This is a genomic window from Sphingopyxis sp. FD7 (genome assembly GCF_003609835.1).
In the GTDB taxonomy this organism is placed as follows: Bacteria; Pseudomonadota; Alphaproteobacteria; order Sphingomonadales; family Sphingomonadaceae; genus Sphingopyxis.
This window is the reverse complement of record NZ_AP017898.1, coordinates 1,115,719-1,136,177: the sequence shown is the minus strand read 5'-3', so window position 1 is coordinate 1,136,177 and position 20,459 is coordinate 1,115,719. Positions and strand designations below refer to the sequence as shown.

Genomic DNA, 20,459 nt, shown 5'->3' with positions numbered 1-20,459 from the left:
GAAAAGCAGAAAAAAGGCCGGGTCTTGACCGAAGAAAATACGCCTGTGCAGCCGTCCGAGGACGGCGTTTCGCCGATCAATATCGTCGACGAAATGAAGACGTCCTACCTCGATTACGCGATGAGCGTGATCGTCAGCCGCGCGCTGCCCGACGTGCGCGACGGCCTGAAGCCCGTCCACCGCCGCATCCTCTATGCCGCGCAGGAAGGCGGCTTCGTCCCCGGCCGTCCGTACAAGAAATCGGCGAAGATCGTCGGTGACGTCATGGGTAATTATCACCCGCACGGCGACAGCGCGATTTATGATGCGCTCGCGCGCATGACGCAGGACTGGTCGCTGCGCGTGCCGCTGATCGACGGTCAGGGCAATTTCGGCTCGATGGATCCCGATCCACCGGCCTCGATGCGGTATACCGAGGCGCGCCTTGCCAGGACCGCGATGGTGCTGCTGAACGATCTCGACAAGGATACGGTCGACTTCCAGCCGAACTATGACGCGAGCCGCGAGGAGCCCACCGTGCTCCCCGCGCGCTTCCCCAACCTGCTCGTCAACGGCGCGGGGGGCATCGCGGTCGGCATGGCGACCAACATCCCGCCGCATAACCTCGGCGAAGTGATCGACGCGACGCTCGCGATGATCGACCGCCAGCTCGAGGGCGGCGAACCGATCACGCTCGAGGAGTTGATGGCGATCGTCCCCGGCCCCGACTTCCCGACCGGCGCGATGATGCTCGGCCAGGGCGGCGCGCGCAGCGCCTATGCCACCGGCCGCGGTTCGATCATGATGCGTTCGACGCATGTGATCGAAGAAGGCAGGAATGACCGGCAATCAATTGTTTTGACGTCGATTCCGTTTCAGGTCGGCAAATCCGGTCTGGTCGAGAAGATCGCCGAAGCCGCGCGCGACAAGCGGATCGAGGGCGTCGCCGACATCCGCGACGAATCGAACCGCGAGGGCGTGCGCGTCGTCATCGAGCTGAAGCGCGACGCGACCGCCGAGGTCGTGCTCAACCAGCTGTGGCGCCACACCCCCGCGCAGTCGAGCTTCCCCGCGAACATGCTCGCGATCCGCGGCGGACGCCCCGAAATGCTCGGCCTGAAGGACATTCTTTCGGCCTTCATCGCCTTCCGCGAAGAGGTCATCACCCGCCGCTGCAAGTTCGAGCTCGCCAGGGCGCGCGACCGCGCGCACATCTTGCTCGGCCTCGTCGTCGCGGTCAGCAATCTCGACGAAGTCGTCCGCATCATCCGCGGCTCGCCCTCGCCCGCCGCCGCGCGCGAAGCCCTGCTCGCGCGCGAATGGCCGATCGGCGAGATCGCGCCCTATATCCGCCTTGTCGAGGCGATCGAGGGCGAGATGGAGGAGGCCGCGACCTATCGCCTGTCCGAAGTGCAGGTGAAGGCGATTCTCGACCTCCGCCTCCACCGCCTCACGGCACTCGGCCGCGATGAAATCGGCAAGGAACTCGGGGAGTTGGCGGCCGAGATTGAGGAACTGCTTTCGATCCTGGCCGACCGCGCGAAACTCTACGCGGTGATGCGCGAGGAACTGGTCGCGGTGCGCGACGAGTTTGCAACGCCGCGCAAGACGCTGGTGGCGCCCGCCGCCGACGGGATCGACGACGAGGATCTGATCGAGCGCGAGGAGATGGTCGTCACCGTCACGATGGACGGTTATATCAAACGCACGCCGCTCGGCACCTTCCGCGCGCAGCGCCGCGGCGGCAAGGGCCGCGCCGGCATGGCGACCAAGGACGAGGATGTCGTCACCGAATTGTTCGTCACCTCGACGCACACGCCGGTGCTCTTCTTCTCGACCGCGGGCAAGGTCTATCGCATGAAAGTGTGGCGCCTGCCCGAGGGCGGGCCCGCGACGCGCGGCCGTCCGATGGTCAACCTGCTTCCGCTCGCACAGGGCGAGACCATCTCCACCGTGCTGCCGCTACCCGAGGACGAGTCCGAATGGGGCAAGCTGCACGTCATGTTCGCGACCGCCAAGGGAAGCGTGCGCCGCAACAGCATGGACGCCTTCACCAACGTGCCCTCGAACGGCAAGATCGCGATGAAGTTCGAGGGCGAGGATGAAGACGACCGGCTGATCGGCGTCGCGCTGCTCGACGAAAGCGACGATGTGTTGCTCGCGACGCGGCAGGGCAAGGCGATCCGCTTCGCCGGCGACGATGTGCGCGAGTTCCAGAGCCGCAACTCGACGGGTGTGCGCGGCATGAAGCTCGCCGACGGCGACGAGGTGATTTCGCTCTCGATTCTCCACCGCGTCGGCACCACGAGCGACGAACGCGAAGCCTATCTGCGCGCCGCGCCGTGGAAGGACAATGAGAATGAACCGGCGCTCCCCGCCGAGCGCATGGCCGAGCTTGCCGCGCGCGAACAGTTCATCCTCACCGTCTGTGCGAACGGTTATGGCAAGCTGTCGTCGGCCTATGAATATCGCCGCACCGGCCGCGGCGGCCAGGGGATCACCAACATCGACAATATCGCCCGCAACGGCCCGGTCGTCGCGAGCTTCCCCGCGACGCAGGCGCATCAGCTCATGCTCGTCACCGACCAGGCGAAGCTGATCCGCATGGGGCTGGACAGCCTTCGCGTCATCGGGCGGGGAACCGCGGGCGTGCGCCTGTTCGACGTCGCCGAGGGCGAACATGTCGTGTCGGCGGCGCTGATCGAGGAAGGCGAAGACGACGAGACGGAGGGAGCGGAAACCGCAACCCCGGCGAGCGAAACGTCCACCGAATGACCAGGCCGACGACGGCCTTCAAGGTGCTGACCGCGCAGCAATGGGCGGCGTTCGAGCGCGAGCGGGTCTTCCGCGGCGCGCCGGTCGACGTCGAAGATGGCTATATCCATCTGTCGACCGCCGCGCAGCTCGACGCGACGATCGCCAGATATTTCGCCGACCAGTCGGAACTGATGATCGCCGAGGTGGACCTGATCCGGTTCGGCGACGCCGTCCGCTGGGAACCCGCGCGCGGCGGCCAGCTTTTTCCGCACCTCTATGCCGAACTGCCGATCGAGGCTGTGATCAGCCTGCAACGACGCGGCTGATCGCGCCGCGACAGCGGGACAATCCTGCGCCCCTATCGCCGCCCTGCCTTCCACGCCCTTACCGCCGCCATCGTCTTTTCGACATGCGCCTGCGGCTTGGGGTCGGTGTAGCTCATCAGAATGGTTCCGTTCGGCGCGATGACGAACGATGTCCGGTTCGACAGCATGGTCCCGTCGGGACGCCGCATCGTCGCGTCATATCTCGCAGCGACCTTCGCGCCGGGATCGGCGGCGACCGCGAATTTGTCGCGGCATTCGGAGCGCGAAAACTCGGCGACGCGCTCGATATTGCCCGCCGTCACGCCGACGACGCGTGCGCCGAGCCGGTTGAAATCATCGCTCGCCTCGGCGAACAGATGCGCCTCCAGCGTGCAGCCCGGCGTAAAGGCGGCGGGGAAAAAATAGAGCACGACCGGCCCCTTTTTCAGCGCCTGTTTCAGGGACAGGCTGAACGGCTTGCCGCCCTGCGCAGCGTTCAGTGTGAAGTCGGGCGCCTTCGCGCCCTGCTGAAGCGCGGCGAGGCCCGGCGCGGGGAGCAACGCGAGCGATATGCCGAGGCCAAGGGCGAGCCCCAGCGGCATCACGATCCTTTTCAGCAATGTCATCGGGCAAACCTCCATGCGACCGAAGCGAAGAATGCGGAAAAAAGGCCGCCGCGTCCAGCGCGATTGACCGCGCCAGCGGCATGGCGCAACATGATCGCGGCGTGGGATGAGTATGAGCGGTCGTTCACCGGCCACTTTGGGGTGGGGAGCGGACATTGAGGGGTTGCGCTGGTCTCCCCTCCCGCAAGCGGGAGGGGCAGCGAGACTTACGAACTTTGTTCGTTAGTCGCAGCGGGGTGGGCCATTGCCACGCTGCTGCCCACCCCCGACCCCTCCCGCAAGCGGGAGGGGAGAGAATGGCAGCTTCCGGCCGCTTCCCGCCACTCAATCGCCACGTTCGCGCGCCAGCGTCCCGACCACCCCCCACGCGATCAGCGCCTGCCCGCCGAAATAGAGCGGCCAGACGAACCACATCGTCACATCGCCGGACAGCGCTCCGCCCTCGCCGGCAAAGATGAACAGGTCGCTCGCGAGGAACAGCATCGCGCCGATGCCGGTGCGATAGCGCGGGAAGCGGCTCGCCCACGCCGTCGCCGCCATCAGCGCGACGATCGCCGTATATCCGATCGCCGCCGCCAACTGGCCCGGCGCGGCCTGTTTCGTCAGCCCCCATGCCGCGAGCAACGCGAGCGGCACCACCGCAAAGACGAGCAATTTCTGCGACCCGGCCATCGCCGTGCGCCGGTTGCCGACATAGAGGGCAATCGCCATGACATGTCCGGCCGCGAACGCCACCGCACCCTGCATCAGCCCGATGGCGTCGAGCATCCAGTCTCCCAGCGCGCCGAAGCCGAGCGCGGCGGCGATCATCCAGCCGCCCGTGCCGCGAGCGTTCATCGCTGCCCAAGCGGCGAGCAGGCCGACCCCCGACGCTTTCCACGCCCAGATTGCGGGTCCGTCGAGGCGCAGATATACCGCGACGAAATAGCTGATCCCGCCCGCGAGCGCCGCCAGCCACAGCCAGCGCACCCGATCCCAGCTTCGCTCCCCGCTCATCATCCCCCCTTTGCATCTCGCTCACAACCGGCCTAGTGCGCGGCGGATTGGTCGCAAGTCAACGGACAGGGTAAATGGCGGAATACGACGTGCATATCATCGGCGGCGGCCTCGCCGGCTCCGAAGCGGCGTGGCAACTCGCCGAGGCGGGCTATCGCGTGCGCCTCTCCGAAATGCGCGGCGGCGGCGACATGACCCCGGCGCATCAGGGCGACGCGCTCGCCGAGATGGTATGCTCGAACAGTTTTCGCAGCGACGATGGCGATAGCAACGCGGTCGGCCTTCTGCATCGCGAAATGCGCGCCCTGGGTTCGATCATCATGCGCGAGGCCGACGCGGCCAAGGTGCCTGCCGGATCGGCGCTCGCGGTCGACCGCGACCTCTTTTCAGGCGGCGTGACGCGCGCGCTGTCCGCGCACCCCAACGTCACGATCGTCCGCGAACGCATCGATACGCTGCCGAGCGAAGGCCTGACAATCGTTGCCACCGGACCGCTCACCGCCGCCGCGCTCGCGGAGAGTATCGGCGCCGCGACCGGCAAGGACGCGCTCGCCTTTTTCGACGCCATCGCGCCGATCGTCTATCGCGACAGCATCGACATGGACATCGCGTGGATGGCGAGCCGCTGGGACAAGGTCGGCCCCGTCGGCGACGGCAAGGATTATATCAACTGCCCGATGGACAAGGATCAATATCATGCCTTCGTCCAGGGGCTGCTCGACGGCGAGAAGACCGAGTTCAAGGACTGGGAAAAGGACACCCCCTATTTTGAAGGCTGTATGCCGATCGAGGTGATGGCCGAGCGCGGGGTCGAAACGCTGCGTTTCGGTCCGATGAAGGGCGTCGGCCTCGACAATCCGCGCACCGGGCGCTGGCCCTACGCGGTCGTCCAGCTGCGGCAGGACAATGCTCTCGGCACGCTGTGGAACATGGTCGGCTTTCAGACCAAGCTCAAACATGCCGAACAGGTCCGGCTGTTCCGCACCATTCCGGGGCTCGAAAAGGCCGAGTTCGCGCGGCTGGGCGGGCTCCACCGCAACAGCTTCATCCGCTCGCCCGAACTGCTCGACGGCCAGCTCCGCCTCAAATCGGCGCCGCATATCCGCTTTGCGGGGCAGATCACCGGCTGTGAAGGCTATGTCGAAAGCGCCGCGATCGGCCTCGTCGCCGCACGCTTCGCGGCTGCCGAGCTTGGCGGCCGCGCCCTGCCCCCGCCGCCGCCCGAAACCGCGCTTGGCGCGCTGCTCGGCCATATCACCGGCGGCGCCGATGCGGCGAGCTACCAGCCGATGAACGTCAATTTCGGCCTCTTCCCTCCGCTCGCCGAGGATGTGCGCAAGAAGGACCGCAAGCTCGGCTATACGCAGCGCGCGGGGGCGAAACTCGCGGAGTGGATGAAGGCGGCGGAGGGGGTGGCGGCCTGAACCAATCGTCGTCATTGCGAGGAGCCAAAGGCGACGCGGCAATCTCCCGCTATCGCAATGGTGGGACGCTCGCTGGAGATTGCTTCGCTTCGCTCGCAATGACGGCGAACATTAACACCGACATTTCGGCTTCGCAGCGCGCTTCGGCGCGGTCGTCGCAAACTCCGCCCGCGTCAGGTCGCCCGACTTGTCGGCATCGGCCCTGGCGAACCGCTCCCCCGTCGTCACCGCCCATTCCTCGAAGGTCAGCAGATTATTGCCATCCGTGTCGAGCTTGCGGAACGCCGCGGTGCGCGACGACATCAGCTCGACGCGACTGATCCGCTCGTTGCGGTCGCGGTCGAAGCGGTTGAAGCGCCGCTCCTCGCGCGACGCTTCCTTCGCGGCGGGCAGCGCGGGCGGCGCCGGTCCGCGCGTCGGCGCATCGGCGCCGGCCACCGGGATCGCGGGCAAGGCCGGCGGCGGATCGGGCAGCACCGCCTCCTCGGCCAGCTGGCTATGTCCTTTCCAAAGGAACAGCCCGCCGGTCAGCAGCAGGGCGCTCGCCACGCCGCCGATCAGGAAACGCGAAACCGCCATACGCCCCTCCGTTCCGAGTGATCGGATCAGCTATCACGGTCGGCGCCGCGCCGCCAAGCGATGCAACCATATCGGCGGCGAATTTTAATCGCCTGGATTGTTCAAAACCGCCCGACAAATCACTATACTCGATCAATGCAGAACTATCTCCCCTCGCTCAAACAGATGCAATATCTCGTCGCGCTCCATGAGCATGGCCATTTCGGCCGCGCTGCCGATGCGTGCAACGTCACCCAGTCGACTTTATCGGCGGGCATTCGCGAGCTGGAGACGCTGCTCGGGCAAACGCTCGTCGAGCGCACGCGCCGCGTCGTGCGCTTTACCGCGCTCGGCGACAAGATCGTCGAAAAGGCGCACCGCGTATTGCGCGAGGCCGAGGAGCTTGCCGACATGGCGGCCGCGGCATCGGCGCCGCTCGTCGGCGAGCTGCGCATGAGCGTCATTCCCACGATCGCGCCTTTCCTGCTGCCCGGCCTCCTCCCGCGGCTGCGCAAGGAGCGCCCGTCGCTCAAGCTCTTCCTTCGCGAGGAACCAAGCGCGCAGGCGTGCGAGTCGCTCCATCACGGCGCCGTCGATTGCGTGCTGCTCGCGCTCCCCTATCCGTGCGGTGACGTCGAGAGCGAAACCTTGTTCGACGACGCACTGTTCGTCGCCTTTCCCGGCGACCAGTCCGAAGACCTTCCCGCGATGGTCAGCGCCGACCAGATCGACCCCGCGCAGATGCTGATGCTCGAAGACGGCCATTGCCTGAAGGACCATGCGCTCGCCGCGTGCAACCGGCCGGAGCTGCGCGCAGGCGCGCGAATGATGGGCACTTCGTTGCACACGCTCGTGCAGATGGTCGACAACGGCCTCGGCATCACCATGCTGCCCCAGATGGCGATCGAGGCGGGCATCCTCGACCACACCGACATCGACACGCGGCCGCTCGATTCGGACCATGACTGGCGCACGATCGCGCTTGTCTGGCGCAAGGGCAGCCCGCGCGCCGAGGAGTTCCGGATGCTCGCCGATATTTTCAGGAAGCATCAGGGGCGGGAAGCGGCGCCTTTGGCTCGTCATCCCCGCGAGGCCTGTGCTGAGCGCCTGCAAGACAGTCGAAGGGGCCGGGATCTCCGCAGCCTGTCATAACGACAGGTCGAGATACCGGCCTTCGCCGGGATGCCGAGCGGGGCTCACTCCCACCGCGCCGCGCGATCCCGGTCGCCCTCGCGTTCCTCGACCCACGCAACGCGTCCGTCGGCAAAGCTCTCGCGCTTCCACAGCATCACGTCGGTCTTCAGCCGGTCGATCAGATATTCGCACGCCGCCAGCGCCTCGGCGCGGTGGCGGCTGCTCGCGAGCACGAGCACGATCGTTTCGCCCGGCGTCATCGAGCCGACGCGGTGAATCAAGGTTAGTGCGCCCAGTTTCCAGCGGTCGGCGGCGACATGGGCGAGCGCCGCCATCCCCGCCTCGGTCATCGCCGGATGATGTTCGAGGAACAATTCGGTCAGCCCCGCGTCGCCGCGCACGCGGCCGATGAAGCTGGCGCTCGCGCCGTGGCCGCCCGCGTCATGCAGGTCGATCTCGGCGCTGACCTCGATCGGCGCGGTCTGGACGAACACGCGGATCATCCGCCCGTCACCGGCGGGAACAGCGCCACTTCGCGCCCGCCCGCGAGCGCCGCATCCGGCCCCGTCATCGCGCCGTCGATCGCGGCGCGGATGCGGTGCGGCTCGGCAAAGGCCGCGGCCCCGCGTTCGTCCCGCGCGGCGAGCCAGCCGAGCAGCGCCGCGACATCGGCGATTGCGGGCGGCAGCTCGACCGTCTCGCCGGGCGTGCCCATGCGCTCGCGCACCCAGGCAAAATAGGCCAGCTCGAGCCGCATCAGTCCATATGCTTCAGGCCGACGCGCAGATAATCCCAGCCGGTCACCAGCGTCAGCACTGCCGCCCCCCACAAGGATGCAAGCCCGACCGTCTTGATCCACGCCATTGCAGGCAAGGCGCCCGCCAGGATCAGCGCGCCGAAGGCGACGAGCTGAAAGGTCGTTTTCCACTTGGCAAGCTGCGTCACCGGCATCGACACCTGCAAGGTCGCGAGAAACTCGCGCAGCCCCGACACGATGATCTCGCGCAGCAGGATGACGAGCGCCGCAATGACGTGCCACCCGTCGATGTCGCGCGTGAAGACGAGCAGCAGGATCACCGCCGCGATCATGATCTTGTCGGCGATCGGATCGAGGAAAATGCCCAGCCGCGACACGGTGCCGCGCGCGCGCGCCACATAGCCGTCAAAATAATCGGTAATGCCCATCAGGCAGTAAAGGCCGAACGCCAAAACATAGTCGATCGGTTTCGGCTGATGCGATCCCTCGGTCACGCCCGGCCACAGGAGGAACAGCAGGATGGGAACCGCCAGGATTCGCGACAAGGTCAAAATGTTGGGAAGGCTCAGCATGATCCCCATCGACTTGGCCGGTCAAAATCACCTTTGACCAGCGCCGCCCTAGCCGATAAGCCCCCCCGGCGACAAGCTGTTGCCCGCGAAATGCGCGCGAACCGACAATGTTGAAAAGATTGGACCACGCATGACCGGCTCCTTTGCGCTGTTGAAGCAACGCCGGTTCCTGCCCCTTTTCGTTACCCAGCTCCTCGGCGCATTCAACGACAATCTGTTCAAGAATGCGATGGTGTTGTTCGTCGTCTATGGCGTGTTCAACGACGAGGCCTCCGAAACCCTGTTCAGCGCGGTCGCGACGGGCGTATTCATCCTGCCCTTTTTCCTGCTGTCGGCGCTCGCCGGCCAGCTTGCCGACACGCGCGACAAGGCGCGGATCATCCGCATCGTCAAATTGTGCGAAATCGTCATCATGCTCGTCGGCGGGCTCGGGTTGATCCTCGCCTGGCTCGGTTTTGCCGTTCACCTGCTCGCCATCCCGCTGATGATGCTCGCGCTCTTTGCGATGGGCGTCCATTCGACCTTCTTCGGCCCCATCAAATATGCGATCCTGCCGCAGCATCTCAGAAGCGATGAGGTGCTCGCGGGCACCGGGCTGGTCGAAGCGGGCACCTATATCGCGATCCTTGCCGGAACGATCCTGGCCGGCATCATCGACGTCGAATGGGCGGCGCTCGGCGTCGTGCTCGTCGCCGCGGTGGGCTATTGGACGGGGCGCAAGGTGCCTCCCGCGCCGCCCGAGCATCTGGAGACGGGGATCGACTGGCACATCATCCGCTCGTCGGTGGCGCTTGTGCGCGGCACGATGCACATCCCGCGGCTCTACCTCGCCATCCTCTCGATCAGCTTTTTCTGGACCATCGGCGCGGTGCTCTTCATCCAGTTCCCGCCGCTGGTGAAGAATATCCTCCACGCCGACAAGAGCGTCGCCAGTCTCTTCCTCGCCATCTTCTCGATCGGCATCGCAATCGGCTCGGTCGCCGTCAACCGGCTGCTCAAGGGGCAGGTGTCGGCGCGCTACAGCCCCGCCAGCGTCATCGTCATGGGCCTGTTCGTCGTCGCCTTCTATTGGGTGTGCCGCAATTGGGAACATGATCCGTCGGGGGTGATGTACGGCATTGCCGGATTCCTGGGTCACGCCGACGTCGTTCCGCTCCTCGCAGCATTGCTCGGCATCGCGATCAGCGGCGGCATGTTCGTCGTCCCCCTCTATGCCTTTCTGACGACGACGGTTCCCAAGGATCAGACCGCACGCACCGTGGCGGCGAACAATATCGTCAATTCAGGCGCGATGGTGATCGGCTCGCTGCTCGCAATGGGTCTGGGCTTCGCGGGCATCGGCGTCGTCGATCAGCTGCTGATGAGCGCCGCCATGTGCCTCGTTTCCGCCTGGCTTGCGGTCAAGCTGCACCGGGCTTGCGATTAGAAGCCTGTTCTTACATCACGAACAGCATCGTCGCGGTGAAGAAGATCGCGAAGCTCTGAAGGAACAGCCGCAGATCATTGTTTGAAAAGATCGTCGCGGATTCGCGATGCCCGGCCAGCGCGCGGCGCAGTTCGTCCTGCCAGTCCGCCGGAGCGTTCATTCGCGCGATCGTCAGCTGGCGGGCGCCGTGCGCCCGTATACGCCCGCGAATGTCGACATGATCGTTCGAGTCCATGCGCCAAGGCTAGGACCATGTTAACGAGTCGGTAAGCTTAAAAGAGTGTTAACGCGCCACCGTCCCGAAGCGGGACGGTTCCGACGGATCAGCGCCGGGGCGCCGCCATCGGCCGGACGCGCAGCGGCCGTCCGTCCTTCAACCCCATTTGAAAAGATTTGCAGCGCGCCGGCTTCATGCGTGGTCCCAGGCAGAAGCGCACCTCCTTCAGCCATCCCCGCCGGTCGGCGGTCACCGCGATCATAGCCGGGCTCACCCCCGGATTGACCGCGGCGAAGGCCCGGCGGACGTCGCCCGCCGTCAACCGCCGGGACGCCAGTGCCTTCATGTCGGGAAAGCGCACCGCGCGGAACAATAATTCGGAAGCGCGGAAATAGGCCGCGGGATGCGGGCTCATGCACGTCCCGTGCTTTGCCCATTCGTGCTGGAGCAGCTGCGCCGACGGCGTCATGCACAGATGCTTTTTCAGCACCGGCTGCGGCACGATCTTGGCCGGGCGGCACCATTGCGGATAGCCTGCATCGTCGGTTTCGGGCCACAGCCCGTGCAGCACCCATCCGAAGCGACCATTTTCGCCCGAACATTGAAACCCGTCGCGCGCGCCCTTGGGATTGCGCACGCCCGCGCAATGCTGCGGCGACCAGCTCATCGCCAGCAGATAGCCGGTGACCGGCGGCCGCCGCACGGGCTCCCCCCGGCGCGGTTGTTCGAGCCGCGGCACCGTTATGCGGTCGGGCACCGAACAGGCGAGCGTCTGCGCCTGCGCCGCTACGGGCATCAGCGCCAGCGCAGCGGCGCTAAGCCAGCGCAAAATCGAGCCCGATGTCGGCCGCGGGCGCCGATTGGGTGAGCCGCCCCACCGACACATAGCTGACCCCCGTTTCGGCGATCGCGCGGATCGTGTCGAGCCGCACCCCGCCCGATGCCTCGGTCGGCACCTTGCCGCCGACGATCGCAACGCAAGCGCGCAAATCGTCGAGCCCCATATTGTCGAGCAGCAGGTGGGTCGCCCCGGCCTTCAGCGCGGGTTCGACCTGCGCGACACGATCGACCTCGACGATGATATCCGCGATTCCCGCCGCCACGGCACGGCGCACCGCTTCCTCGACCGACCCGGCCACCGCGACATGATTGTCCTTGATCATCGCCGCATCCCAAAGGCCCATGCGGTGATTCGTCGCCCCGCCCACGCGCGTCGCATATTTTTCGAGCACGCGCAGGCCCGGAATCGTCTTGCGCGTATCGAGCAGCGTCGCGCCGGTCCCCGCGATCACCTCGACATACTGGCGCGTCATCGTCGCTATCCCCGACAGATGCTGCACCGTGTTCAGCGCCGAGCGTTCGGCGGTCAACATCGCGCGCGCATTGCCCGAAAGGCGCATCAAATCGCTCCCCGCCGCAACTTCGGCGCCTTCGTCGACAAGGATCTCGATCTCCATCGACGGATCGAGCGCGCGGAAGAATCGCTCGGCGATCGGAAGGCCGGCGACGGTGATCGTATCGCGGCTGTCCATCACCCCGGCGAATCGCGCATCGGCAGGAATCGTCGCCATCGACGTAATATCGCCCCCCGTGCCCAGATCCTCGGCCAGTGTGGCGCGGACAAAGGCGTCGAGGTCGAAACCGGGCAGCGAAAAATGGGTCATCGTGTCCGCGATAATGGGAGGCGGCGTCAAATCAACTTGACGTTTACGTCAACTAAGGCTGACATGCGGACCAATAGAGCATCGTCATTGCGAGGAGCGGGAGGCGACACGGCAATCTGGGGTAGGCGTGAACCGCGCGGGATTGCTTCGCTGCGCTCGCAATGACGACCATGAAAACAGGAGAGAGGTTCACATGCAGTCCCCCATTTGCACGATGCTCGGCATCGAGTTCCCTCTGCTCGCCTTCTCGCACTGCCGCGACGTCGTCGTCGCGGTGTCGAAAGCGGGCGGAATGGGTGTGTTCGGCGCCGCCGCACTGCCGCCCGAGCGGCTGGAGGAAGAGCTGGCGTGGATCGACGCGCATGTTGGCGGGCGTCCCTATGGCGTCGACCTGATCGTTCCGAACAGCTTTGCTGGCAAGGGGGGTGCGCCGTCCGCTGGTGCTACGCAGATTCCTGAAACGCATCTCAATTTCGCGGCCGAGCTGCTCGGCAAGTTCGATGTCGATGCGAGCGGCCTCGACAGCGCGATGGAAGCGCGGCAGAGCTTTGGCGACAATATGCGCGAGGAAGGCGCCGCGCGACTGCTCGACGTCGCCTTTCGCCACCCGATCAAGCTGATCGCGAACGCGCTCGGCGTCCCGCCGCCGCTGATGCTTGACCTCGGCAAGCGGCACAATGTCCCCGTCGCCGCGCTCGTCGGCACGCGCGATCACGCGCTAGCGCAGGTGCGCGCGGGGGTCGACATCCTCGTCGTCGCGGGCGGCGAGGCGGGCGGCCATTGCGGCGAGGTCGCAACGATGGTGCTCGTCCCCGAAGTCGCGGCGGCGCTGGATGCGATCGGCGACACGACGCCGATCCTCGCCGCGGGCGGCATCGTCACCGGGCGGCAGATGGCGGCGGCGATGGCGATGGGCGCGCATGGCGCGTGGACCGGATCGGTCTGGCTGACGACCGCCGAGGCCGAAACCAACCCGGTGGTGAAGCAAAAGATGCTCGCCGCCTCCTCGCGCGACACGGTGCGGTCGAAAAGCCGCACCGGCAAGCCGTCGCGCCAGCTCCGCTCGCCCTGGACCGATGCGTGGGAAGCCGAGGGCGCGCCGAAGCCGCTACCGATGCCACTCCAGTCGCTGGTCAGCGAACCCGCGCTGCGCAAGGTCGACAAGCTCGCCGAAGGCGGCCACGAAGGCGCCAAAGCGCTCGCGACCTATTGGGTTGGCCAGGGCGTCGGCTTGATGAACGAGGCGATGGGCGCCGGGCAGGTCGTGCAGGCGTTCAAGGAAGACTGGATCGCCGCGTGCGAGCGGCTGAACGGGTTTGTGGGAGAGTGATCGCCAAATCTTCTCCCGTCGGGAGAAGGATAGGGAGGCTCGCCAGCTTGCTGGTTAGCCGGACTTGGATGAGGGGATCGACCGACGCATTGTCCGCGCCGTCACATCCCCTCACCCAGCTACGCCTAGGCGCTGCGCGCCAAGTCTTCGCAACCCTCTCCCGATGGGAGATGGATATAATCAGCCCACAGTCGCTTTCACGATCATCCCCGGCTCGCGCGGCGGTTCGCCCTTGGGCAGCGCGTCGACATTTTCCATGCCTTCGATCACCTCGCCCCAGACGGTGTATTGATTGTCGAGGAAGCGCGCGTCGTCGAAGCAGATGAAGAACTGGCTGTTCGCGCTGTTCGGATTCTGCGCGCGCGCCATCGAACAGACGCCCCGGACGTGCGGTTCGCTGTTGAACTCCTGCGGCAGGTCGGGAAGCTGGCTGCCGCCCATGCCGGTGCCGGTCGGGTCGCCGCCCTGCGCCATGAAGCCGGGAATCACGCGGTGAAAGACGACGCCGTCGTAAAAGCCTTCTTTCGCAAGCGTCGAGATGCGCTCGACATGCAGCGGGGCGAGGTCGGGACGCAGGCGGATGACAACATCGCCGGTCGACAGCGAAAGCGTAAGGGTATCGGACATGATCTTGGCTCCTGTCAGCGGGGTTGGCAGCGCCATAGCGGCACGCGGCGGCCAAGGCCACGCCCTAAATCGCTAAAGCCTGTTCGCGGCGTTGCCATCGGCGAACGGCCGCTCTAGGGGAAAAGCCGGACGCCGCCAAAGACGAGGGAGGACCGCGCGATGGACGAACGCGAAGAATCCCGGCCAGCGGACGGCGTAGCGATCACCGACGATCGCGAAGCTTTCATCCCGGAAACCGAGCTCGACGAGGACGACCGGCTGAAACCCGATTTCGTGCGCGACGTGATCGACCTCGCCGAAGCGGGCGAAAGCGAGGCGGCGCGCGAACGCATCGGCCGCCTCCACCCCGCCGACATCGCCGACCTGTTCGAGCTTGCGCGCTCCGATGAGCGGCCCATGCTCGCCGCGGTGCTCGGCGACATGCTCTCCGCCGACGTTCTGGCGGAAATGAACGATTATGTGCGCGAGGAGCTGATCGACCTGCTCGCGCCCGAGCAGGTGGCCGAACTCGCGTCCGAACTCGATACCGACGACGCCGTTGCGATCATCGAGGATATGGAAGCCGACGAGCAGCAGGCGGTGCTCGACGCGATGGAGCCCGAGGATCGCGCCGCGATCGAGGATGCGCTCTCTTTCCCCGAGGAATCGGCGGGCCGCCTGATGCAGCGCGACCTCGTCGCGGTGCCCGAACATGTCACGGTCGGCGACGTCATCGACCGGCTGCGCGAGGACGCCGACCTTGCCAGCGATTTCTGGGAAATCTTCGTCGTCGATCCGATGCACCGCCCCGTCGGCACCTGTCAATTGAGCTGGATTCTCCGCACCCCGCGCGACATCGCGATCAGCGACGTGATGAAGCGCGAGCAGACGCTGATCCCTGTCGACATGGACCAGGAAGAGGTCGCGCTGCGCTTCCAGAAATATGCGCTGATCTCCGCCGCCGTGGTCGACAAGGCGGGGCGCCTCGTCGGCATGATCACCGTCGACGACATCGTCCACATCATCCAGGAAGAGGCAGGCGAGGACATATTGCGGCTGTCGGGCGCGGGCGACGGCGACATCAACGAGCCGATTCGCGAAACATACAGCGCGCGGGTGCGCTGGCTGATCGCCAACCTCGGCACCGCGCTCGTCGCATCGACGATTGTTGGCCTGTTCGGCGGCGCGATCGAGCAGATGGTCGCGCTCGCCGCGCTGATGCCGATCGTCGCGGGGGTCGGCGGCAACGCGGGCACGCAAACGCTTGCCGTGACGGTGCGTGCGCTCGCGATGAACCAGCTCACCGATTCGAACAGCTGGCGCGCGATCTGGCGCGAGATGAAGATCGCGCTGCTCAACGGCGGCACCATCGCGCTGATCGCCGGGGCTGCCACCGCGCTGTGGTTTGCCAACCCGGCGCTGGGCGGCGTGATCGCCGCGGCGATGATCGTCAACATCTTCGTCGCGGGCGTTGCCGGAGTCGCCATCCCCCTGCTGCTCGACCGGCTCGATCAGGATCCCGCGGTCGCCAGTTCGATCTTCGTGACGATGACGACCGATTCGATGGGCTTCCTGGCCTTCCTCGGCCTCGCCGTGCTGAGCGGTCTGACGACGCTATAGCTCGGATCATGGCCGTCTTTGAGCGAAGCATTTTGATCAATCCGGGCGTCCCCGCGAAGGCGGGGCCCCATCTTCCGCCGGTTGAAAACAGCGCGAACCGGCGAGGAGCTCCCGCCTTCGCGGGAGCACATGGCTTATTCAGTCAAAGCCGATCGGCCTCTAAATATCTGGAATTGTTCGTCCGGATGACAACGACCAAAAAAATGCAGCCCATGTCGTTTTTTTTCGGGAACCAATCGCCCCCATCGGTCGTTTCCCGTTCGAGCAGCGGTCATCGCCCCCCCGCAGCGCTGCTCAGCAACATTGGCCCGGCCCGCATTCCCTCCCCCCCCTCGAAGCGTGCCGGGCCATTTTGCACCAAGATTTGGGAAGAGGTGAGAAGATGACTGGTTTTCGTGCAATCCTCTTGGCCCTGCTCGCCAGCTTTCTGGTCGCTGGCTGCAACACGGTAAAGGGCGTCGGCCGCGACATCGAATCGGTCGGCGAGGCGGGCGACCGGGCCATCTGACCCGATATTTCGCTTACCCTAAGCCTCTTCGAGAGGCTCGACAGGCGCCGCTTCGGCGCCTGTTTTGCGTCGGCGCTGGGTGAACCAGATCGCGAAGATCGAAAATTCATAAAGCAGGATCAGCGGCACCGCGAGCAGGAACTGGCTCAAGATGTCAGGCGGCGTTGCCACCGCCGAAATGGCAAAGGCGGCGACAATCATGTAGCGGCGCGCCGAAATGAGCTGGTCGCGGCTGACCAGCCCCGCGCGTTCGATGAGCATCAGCAGGATCGGGAGCAGGAAGGCGATGCCGAACGCCATGATGAACTGCATCGTGAAGCTCAGATAATTGCCCACCGACGGCAGGGCTTCCTGCGTCACGCCGCCGACATCGCCCTGAAAACCGAGCAGAAAGCGCAGCGCGAGCGGGATGGTGATGAAATAGGCGAAGGACGCCCCCACCGCGAACAGCACCGGCGTCGCAAAGAGGAAAGGCAGCAACGCGCGCTTTTCCTGGCGATAGAGGCCGGGCGCAACAAACTTCCAGAGCTGATTCGCGATCACCGGAAAGGCGATCATCATCGACGCGAAAAAGGCGACCTTCACCTCGACGAAAAAGGCCTCGAACAGCTGCGTATAGATGAGCTTGCCCTGCCCCGCCGCGATCAGCGGCTGAACGAGGATCGCGAAGATCGGTCGCGCGAAATAGAAACACACCCCGAACGCAAGCGCGACGGCAAGCAACGACTTGAGCAGGCGCGAGCGAAGCTCGATCAGATGGTCGAGCAGCGGCATCTTGCCGCCCGCGCCATCCTCCTCCGCCGGATCGCCGGGCGCCGGATCGCTCATGGCAGCGCCTCGCCGCGCGGTGGGACGACATGCGTTTCGGCCTCGCCCGTTCCGATCGCTTTGCCCTTGTCCGCCTCCGCGCTTTGGGCCGGGTGCGATGTGCTGCCGGTCGGCGTCGCCGCGGCGGCCGCATCAATGTCGTCGACGCGCGGGAACTCGCGCATGATCGCCTCATTCTGCTCGCGCCACTGCTTCTCCAGCTCTTCGAGCTCGGCCTCGCGCATCATCGTGTCGAGCCCGGCGCGGAAATGGCGCGCCATGCCGCGCGCCTTGCCCAGCCATTTGCCCACAAAGCGCATCGCCTTGGGCAGATCCTTGGGGCCGATCACGACCAGGGCCACCACCACGACGAGCAGCAACTCGGTGGGCGCAACATCGAACATGAGTCAGCCTGTTCCCCGCGAACGGAAAGCGGTCAGCGGTTTTCGGTTTCCGCGGTCGGCGTCGGCGCGGGCGCGTCGGGAATGCGCTGTCCTTCGATCTGCTTCGGCGCGGGCGTCGGCGTGTCGTCGTCGGCCATGCCCTTCTTGAAGCTCTTGATGCCTTTGGCGACGTCGCCCATCATGTCCGAGAAGCGGCCCTTGCCGAACAGCAGCAGGACGAGGATCCCGACCACGAGCCAGTGCCAGATGCTGAAGCTACCCATCTCAAAATCTCCTTGAAGGGCTCATCTAAGCCTCTTCACTGTCTTTTACTAGGTCCAGCTCGCCCATCGCCGTTTCAAAAGCGAGATCGACGGGATCGAGCAGTCCCGCGGCGCGCAGATCGTCGATGCCGGGCAGATCCTTGCGGCTTCCAAGCCCGAAATGTTGCAGAAAGGCGTCGGTCGTCTTGTAGATGAGCGGGCGTCCCGGCACTTCGCGCCGCCCGGCCGGAGCGATCCATTCGGCCTCCATCAGCACGTCGAGCGTGCCCTTCGACGTCTGGACGCCGCGGATCGCCTCGATCTCCGCACGGCTGACGGGTTCGTGATAGGCGACGATCGCGAGCACCTCGGCGGCGGCGCGGGACAATTTGCGTGGGTCGTCGCGTTCGCGGCGGAGCAGATGCGCCAGATCCGCGGGCGTCTGGAAATGCCAGTGCCCGCCGCGTTCGACGAGTTCGATGCCGCTCCCCGCATGGCGCGCGGCGATGGTTTCGATGATCGCCCTCACCTGTCCCGGCGTCATTTCGTCGCCGAGCCGACCGGCAAGCTGGCGCGCGTCGAGCGGCTCGTCGCTGGCAAAAAGCATCGCCTCGATCGCGCGCTCCAGATCGTCGATCATGCCCCCTGCCCCCCTGTCGCCGTCCTTAGATAGAGCGGCTCGAATGCTCCCTCCTGCCGCAAATCGACCCGGCCCTGCCGCGCCAGTTCGAGCGCCGCAACGAAGCTCGACGCGATCGCCGAGCGGCGGAGTGGCCCTTGATAGTCGGCGGGCAGGAAATCGGCCAGCTCGCCCCAGTCGAGCTTGACGCCCAGCATCCGTTCGAGATGATGAAGCGCGGCGTCGAGCGTGACGACGGGGCGCCGCGACACCATATGGACCACCGGCTCGGAGCGCAGCTTCACCTGCCCGTAAGCGGCGAGGAGGTCATAAAGGCTGGCATCCCAGCGCCGCCGCTTCACGTCGCGCAGCCCCTCGGGTCGCGGACGCAAGAAGACGTCGCGGCCGATGCGGTCGCGCGCGAGCAGGCGCGCCGCCGCCTCGCGCATCGCCGCAAGCCGCTGGAGCCTGAGTTGCAGCCGCAGTGCGAGTTCGTCGGGCGACGGCTCTTCGAGCGGATCCTTGGGCAGCAACAGGGCCGATTTGAGATAGGCGAGCCATGCGGCCATCACCAGATAATCGGCCGCCACCTCCAGCTTGAGCTCGCGCGCTTCGGCGATGAAGCGCAGATATTGTTCGACCAGTGCCAGGATCGATATTTGCTTGAGATCGACCTTCTGGCTACGCGCGAGCGCGAGCAGCAGGTCGAGCGGACCTTCCCAGCTTTCAAGCGACAATTGCAGCGCGTCGTCGCGGGTCGCCGGCGGCGGCGCCATGTCGAACGGGAGCGACAGCCCCTCCATCGGCGCGTCAGGCCATCGCCAGAAGCGCGTCACGCTGATCGACGAGCGCGGCGAACTCGCCTTCGTCGCGCACGCCCCCGATTCGGTCCATCGCGCCTTCAAGCCTTGCGCGCGATACGGTGCTGATCGGGTCGAGCCGATTGGCGATACCGATCATGTCGTCCATCCGCGCCCAGCAGTTGAGCGCGATGTCGCACCCTGCCGCGATTGCCTCAACCGCGCGCGAAGGCACGTCGCCCGACAGCGCCTTCATGTCGAGATCGTCGGTCAACAACAGGCCGTGAAAACCGATGCGTTGGCGGATCACACTGTCGATGACGGTCGGTGAAAGCGTTGCGGGCCGGTCGGGATCCCATGCCGCGAAAATGACGTGGCAAGTCATCGCCATCGCCGCATCGCGCAGCGCGGCAAAGGGAGCAAGGTCGGACTGAAGCTCGCGATCGGAGGCGGTAACCGTCGGCAGGGCTTCGTGCGTGTCGAGCAGCGCGCGGCCATGGCCGGGAATATGTTTGACGATGCCGACAACGCCGCCCGCCTGCAAGCCGCCCAGAATGGCGCGTCCGAGCGCGGCGACGCGCATCGGCTCGCTGCCGAGCGCGCGGTCGCCGATCACGTCGCTTGCGCCCGGCTGGCGCACATCGAGGAGCGGCAGGCAGTCGACCGTGATGCCGACTTCGGCCAGCATCGCCGCGAGCGCCATCGCATTGAGGCGCGCCGCCTCGATCGCGCTGGCGGGCGCGCGCTCATAAAGCGCGTCAAAGGCGGCGCCGCTCGGAAAGGCGGGCCATTCCGGTTCCTTCATGCGCGCAACGCGGCCGCCTTCCTGGTCGATCAGGATCGGCAGGTTGCTCCGCCCGTCGAGGCTGCGCAGTTCGTCTGTCAGACGACGGAGCTGGTCGCGGTTCTCGATATTCCGCCCGAACAATATATAGCCCGAGGGCGCGCAATCGCGAAAGAAAGCGCGCTCATCGTCGGTCAGGGTCAGCCCGGACAGGCCGAAAATCGCCGGAATCATCGTGCGTCAACCTCCATCGGCCGCCGCCCCGCCCACGACGGCCACAGCGGCGATCATGCCACAGCCGCGCGATTGCACCAACGGAGTCTG

At 65.9% G+C, this 20,459-nt stretch carries 24 protein-coding genes; 8 read left to right on the top strand and 16 right to left on the bottom strand.

The window, feature by feature from the left end; translation table 11 throughout:
- Positions 1-24 precede the first annotated feature (24 nt).
- On the top strand, positions 25-2,754 hold the full coding sequence (gene gyrA / locus SPYCA_RS05330) for a DNA gyrase subunit A (protein ID WP_172594979.1): 2,730 nt from the start codon (positions 25-27) through the stop codon (positions 2,752-2,754).
- Complete coding sequence (locus SPYCA_RS05325) at positions 2,751-3,062, top strand: DUF952 domain-containing protein (protein WP_120219236.1); 312 nt, start codon at positions 2,751-2,753, stop codon at positions 3,060-3,062. The genes gyrA and SPYCA_RS05325 overlap by 4 nt, the downstream gene beginning before the upstream one ends.
- Before the next feature lie 32 nt (positions 3,063-3,094).
- Here SPYCA_RS05325 and SPYCA_RS05320 read toward each other — a convergent pair whose 3' ends face one another.
- Together SPYCA_RS05320 and SPYCA_RS05315 are read right to left on the bottom strand one after the other, a co-directional pair.
- Entirely contained in the window at positions 3,095-3,667 is a 573-nt protein-coding gene (locus tag SPYCA_RS05320) for a peroxiredoxin (RefSeq protein ID WP_172594978.1), read from the bottom strand.
- Positions 3,668-3,991: 324 nt separating this feature from the next.
- On the bottom strand, positions 3,992-4,663 hold the full coding sequence (locus tag SPYCA_RS05315; protein ID WP_120222161.1) for a lysoplasmalogenase: 672 nt from the start codon (positions 4,661-4,663) through the stop codon (positions 3,992-3,994).
- A gap of 74 nt (positions 4,664-4,737) precedes the next feature.
- On the opposite strand from SPYCA_RS05315, the gene trmFO reads away from it, so the two are divergent.
- A complete protein-coding gene (trmFO, locus tag SPYCA_RS05310) occupies positions 4,738-6,087 on the top strand; it encodes a methylenetetrahydrofolate--tRNA-(uracil(54)-C(5))-methyltransferase (FADH(2)-oxidizing) TrmFO (protein ID WP_120219234.1) in 1,350 nt (449 codons plus the stop codon).
- A gap of 111 nt (positions 6,088-6,198) precedes the next feature.
- Here the strand turns inward: trmFO and SPYCA_RS05305 are convergent, their stop codons facing one another.
- Positions 6,199-6,666: a hypothetical protein gene (locus tag SPYCA_RS05305; RefSeq protein ID WP_120219233.1), complete on the bottom strand. Its 468-nt coding sequence runs from the start codon at positions 6,664-6,666 to the stop codon at positions 6,199-6,201.
- Positions 6,667-6,801: 135 nt separating this feature from the next.
- Here SPYCA_RS05305 and SPYCA_RS05300 point away from each other — a divergent pair, with 135 nt between their 5' ends.
- Positions 6,802-7,797, top strand: coding sequence for a hydrogen peroxide-inducible genes activator (locus SPYCA_RS05300; protein WP_232003531.1), 996 nt, complete (start codon positions 6,802-6,804; stop codon positions 7,795-7,797).
- A gap of 44 nt (positions 7,798-7,841) precedes the next feature.
- Here the strand turns inward: SPYCA_RS05300 and SPYCA_RS05295 are convergent, their stop codons facing one another.
- Genes SPYCA_RS05295 through pgsA form a run of 3 tightly spaced genes read right to left on the bottom strand, consistent with a single transcriptional unit; the run spans position 7,842 to position 9,108 of the window.
- Positions 7,842-8,282, bottom strand: a complete 441-nt coding sequence (locus SPYCA_RS05295) for a molybdenum cofactor biosynthesis protein MoaE (protein ID WP_120219232.1) — start codon at positions 8,280-8,282, stop codon at positions 7,842-7,844.
- Positions 8,279-8,536, bottom strand: a complete 258-nt coding sequence (gene moaD / locus SPYCA_RS05290; protein WP_120219231.1) for a molybdopterin converting factor subunit 1 — start codon at positions 8,534-8,536, stop codon at positions 8,279-8,281. The genes SPYCA_RS05295 and moaD overlap by 4 nt, the downstream gene beginning before the upstream one ends.
- Positions 8,536-9,108 (bottom strand): CDP-diacylglycerol--glycerol-3-phosphate 3-phosphatidyltransferase, encoded by a 573-nt coding sequence (pgsA, locus tag SPYCA_RS05285; RefSeq protein ID WP_120222160.1) that lies wholly within the window; start codon positions 9,106-9,108, stop codon positions 8,536-8,538. Before pgsA ends, moaD begins: the two co-directional genes overlap by 1 nt.
- A 130-nt stretch (positions 9,109-9,238) precedes the next feature.
- Here pgsA and SPYCA_RS05280 point away from each other — a divergent pair, with 130 nt between their 5' ends.
- On the top strand, positions 9,239-10,534 hold the full coding sequence (locus tag SPYCA_RS05280; RefSeq protein ID WP_120219230.1) for an MFS transporter: 1,296 nt from the start codon (positions 9,239-9,241) through the stop codon (positions 10,532-10,534).
- 10 nt (positions 10,535-10,544) lie between these two features.
- On the opposite strand, the gene SPYCA_RS05275 is transcribed toward SPYCA_RS05280, so the two are convergent.
- The 3 genes from SPYCA_RS05275 to nadC all read right to left on the bottom strand — a co-directional run bounded on the left by SPYCA_RS05275 (position 10,545) and on the right by nadC (position 12,415).
- Complete coding sequence (locus SPYCA_RS05275; protein ID WP_120219229.1) at positions 10,545-10,769, bottom strand: hypothetical protein; 225 nt, start codon at positions 10,767-10,769, stop codon at positions 10,545-10,547.
- An 88-nt stretch (positions 10,770-10,857) separates the two neighbouring features.
- Entirely contained in the window at positions 10,858-11,580 is a 723-nt protein-coding gene (locus SPYCA_RS05270) for a ribonuclease T2 family protein (RefSeq protein WP_120219228.1), read from the bottom strand.
- Positions 11,567-12,415: a carboxylating nicotinate-nucleotide diphosphorylase gene (gene nadC / locus SPYCA_RS05265; protein WP_120219227.1), complete on the bottom strand. Its 849-nt coding sequence runs from the start codon at positions 12,413-12,415 to the stop codon at positions 11,567-11,569. Before nadC ends, SPYCA_RS05270 begins: the two co-directional genes overlap by 14 nt.
- Positions 12,416-12,608: 193 nt before the next feature.
- Here nadC and SPYCA_RS05260 point away from each other — a divergent pair, with 193 nt between their 5' ends.
- On the top strand, positions 12,609-13,745 hold the full coding sequence (locus SPYCA_RS05260) for an NAD(P)H-dependent flavin oxidoreductase (protein WP_120219226.1): 1,137 nt from the start codon (positions 12,609-12,611) through the stop codon (positions 13,743-13,745).
- A gap of 180 nt (positions 13,746-13,925) precedes the next feature.
- Here SPYCA_RS05260 and SPYCA_RS05255 read toward each other — a convergent pair whose 3' ends face one another.
- Positions 13,926-14,375 carry a peptidylprolyl isomerase gene (locus SPYCA_RS05255; protein WP_120222159.1) on the bottom strand — a complete coding sequence of 150 codons (450 nt, stop codon included), beginning with the start codon at positions 14,373-14,375 and terminating at the stop codon, positions 13,926-13,928.
- Positions 14,376-14,531: 156 nt separating this feature from the next.
- On the opposite strand from SPYCA_RS05255, the gene mgtE reads away from it, so the two are divergent.
- Entirely contained in the window at positions 14,532-15,971 is a 1,440-nt protein-coding gene (gene mgtE, locus SPYCA_RS05250) for a magnesium transporter (RefSeq protein ID WP_120219225.1), read from the top strand.
- Between the two features lie 382 nt (positions 15,972-16,353).
- The gene (locus tag SPYCA_RS05245) at positions 16,354-16,479 is read left to right on the top strand and encodes an entericidin A/B family lipoprotein (RefSeq protein ID WP_041383123.1); all 126 of its coding nucleotides are present in this window, start codon (positions 16,354-16,356) and stop codon (positions 16,477-16,479) included.
- 18 nt (positions 16,480-16,497) lie between these two features.
- On the opposite strand, the gene tatC is transcribed toward SPYCA_RS05245, so the two are convergent.
- Genes tatC through nagZ form a run of 6 tightly spaced genes read right to left on the bottom strand, consistent with a single transcriptional unit; the run spans position 16,498 to position 20,369 of the window.
- Positions 16,498-17,307: a twin-arginine translocase subunit TatC gene (gene tatC / locus SPYCA_RS05240; protein ID WP_120219224.1), complete on the bottom strand. Its 810-nt coding sequence runs from the start codon at positions 17,305-17,307 to the stop codon at positions 16,498-16,500.
- Positions 17,304-17,690, bottom strand: coding sequence for a Sec-independent protein translocase protein TatB (gene tatB / locus SPYCA_RS05235; protein WP_120219223.1), 387 nt, complete (start codon positions 17,688-17,690; stop codon positions 17,304-17,306). Before tatB ends, tatC begins: the two co-directional genes overlap by 4 nt.
- Positions 17,691-17,722: 32 nt before the next feature.
- Positions 17,723-17,953 (bottom strand): twin-arginine translocase TatA/TatE family subunit, encoded by a 231-nt coding sequence (locus tag SPYCA_RS05230; RefSeq protein ID WP_120219222.1) that lies wholly within the window; start codon positions 17,951-17,953, stop codon positions 17,723-17,725.
- A gap of 25 nt (positions 17,954-17,978) precedes the next feature.
- Positions 17,979-18,572: an SMC-Scp complex subunit ScpB gene (gene scpB, locus SPYCA_RS05225; protein ID WP_120219221.1), complete on the bottom strand. Its 594-nt coding sequence runs from the start codon at positions 18,570-18,572 to the stop codon at positions 17,979-17,981.
- Positions 18,569-19,354 (bottom strand): segregation and condensation protein A, encoded by a 786-nt coding sequence (locus SPYCA_RS05220; RefSeq protein WP_443029496.1) that lies wholly within the window; start codon positions 19,352-19,354, stop codon positions 18,569-18,571. The genes scpB and SPYCA_RS05220 overlap by 4 nt, the downstream gene beginning before the upstream one ends.
- Before the next feature lie 7 nt (positions 19,355-19,361).
- On the bottom strand, positions 19,362-20,369 hold the full coding sequence (gene nagZ, locus SPYCA_RS05215) for a beta-N-acetylhexosaminidase (RefSeq protein WP_120219220.1): 1,008 nt from the start codon (positions 20,367-20,369) through the stop codon (positions 19,362-19,364).
- Positions 20,370-20,459: the final 90 nt, after the last annotated feature.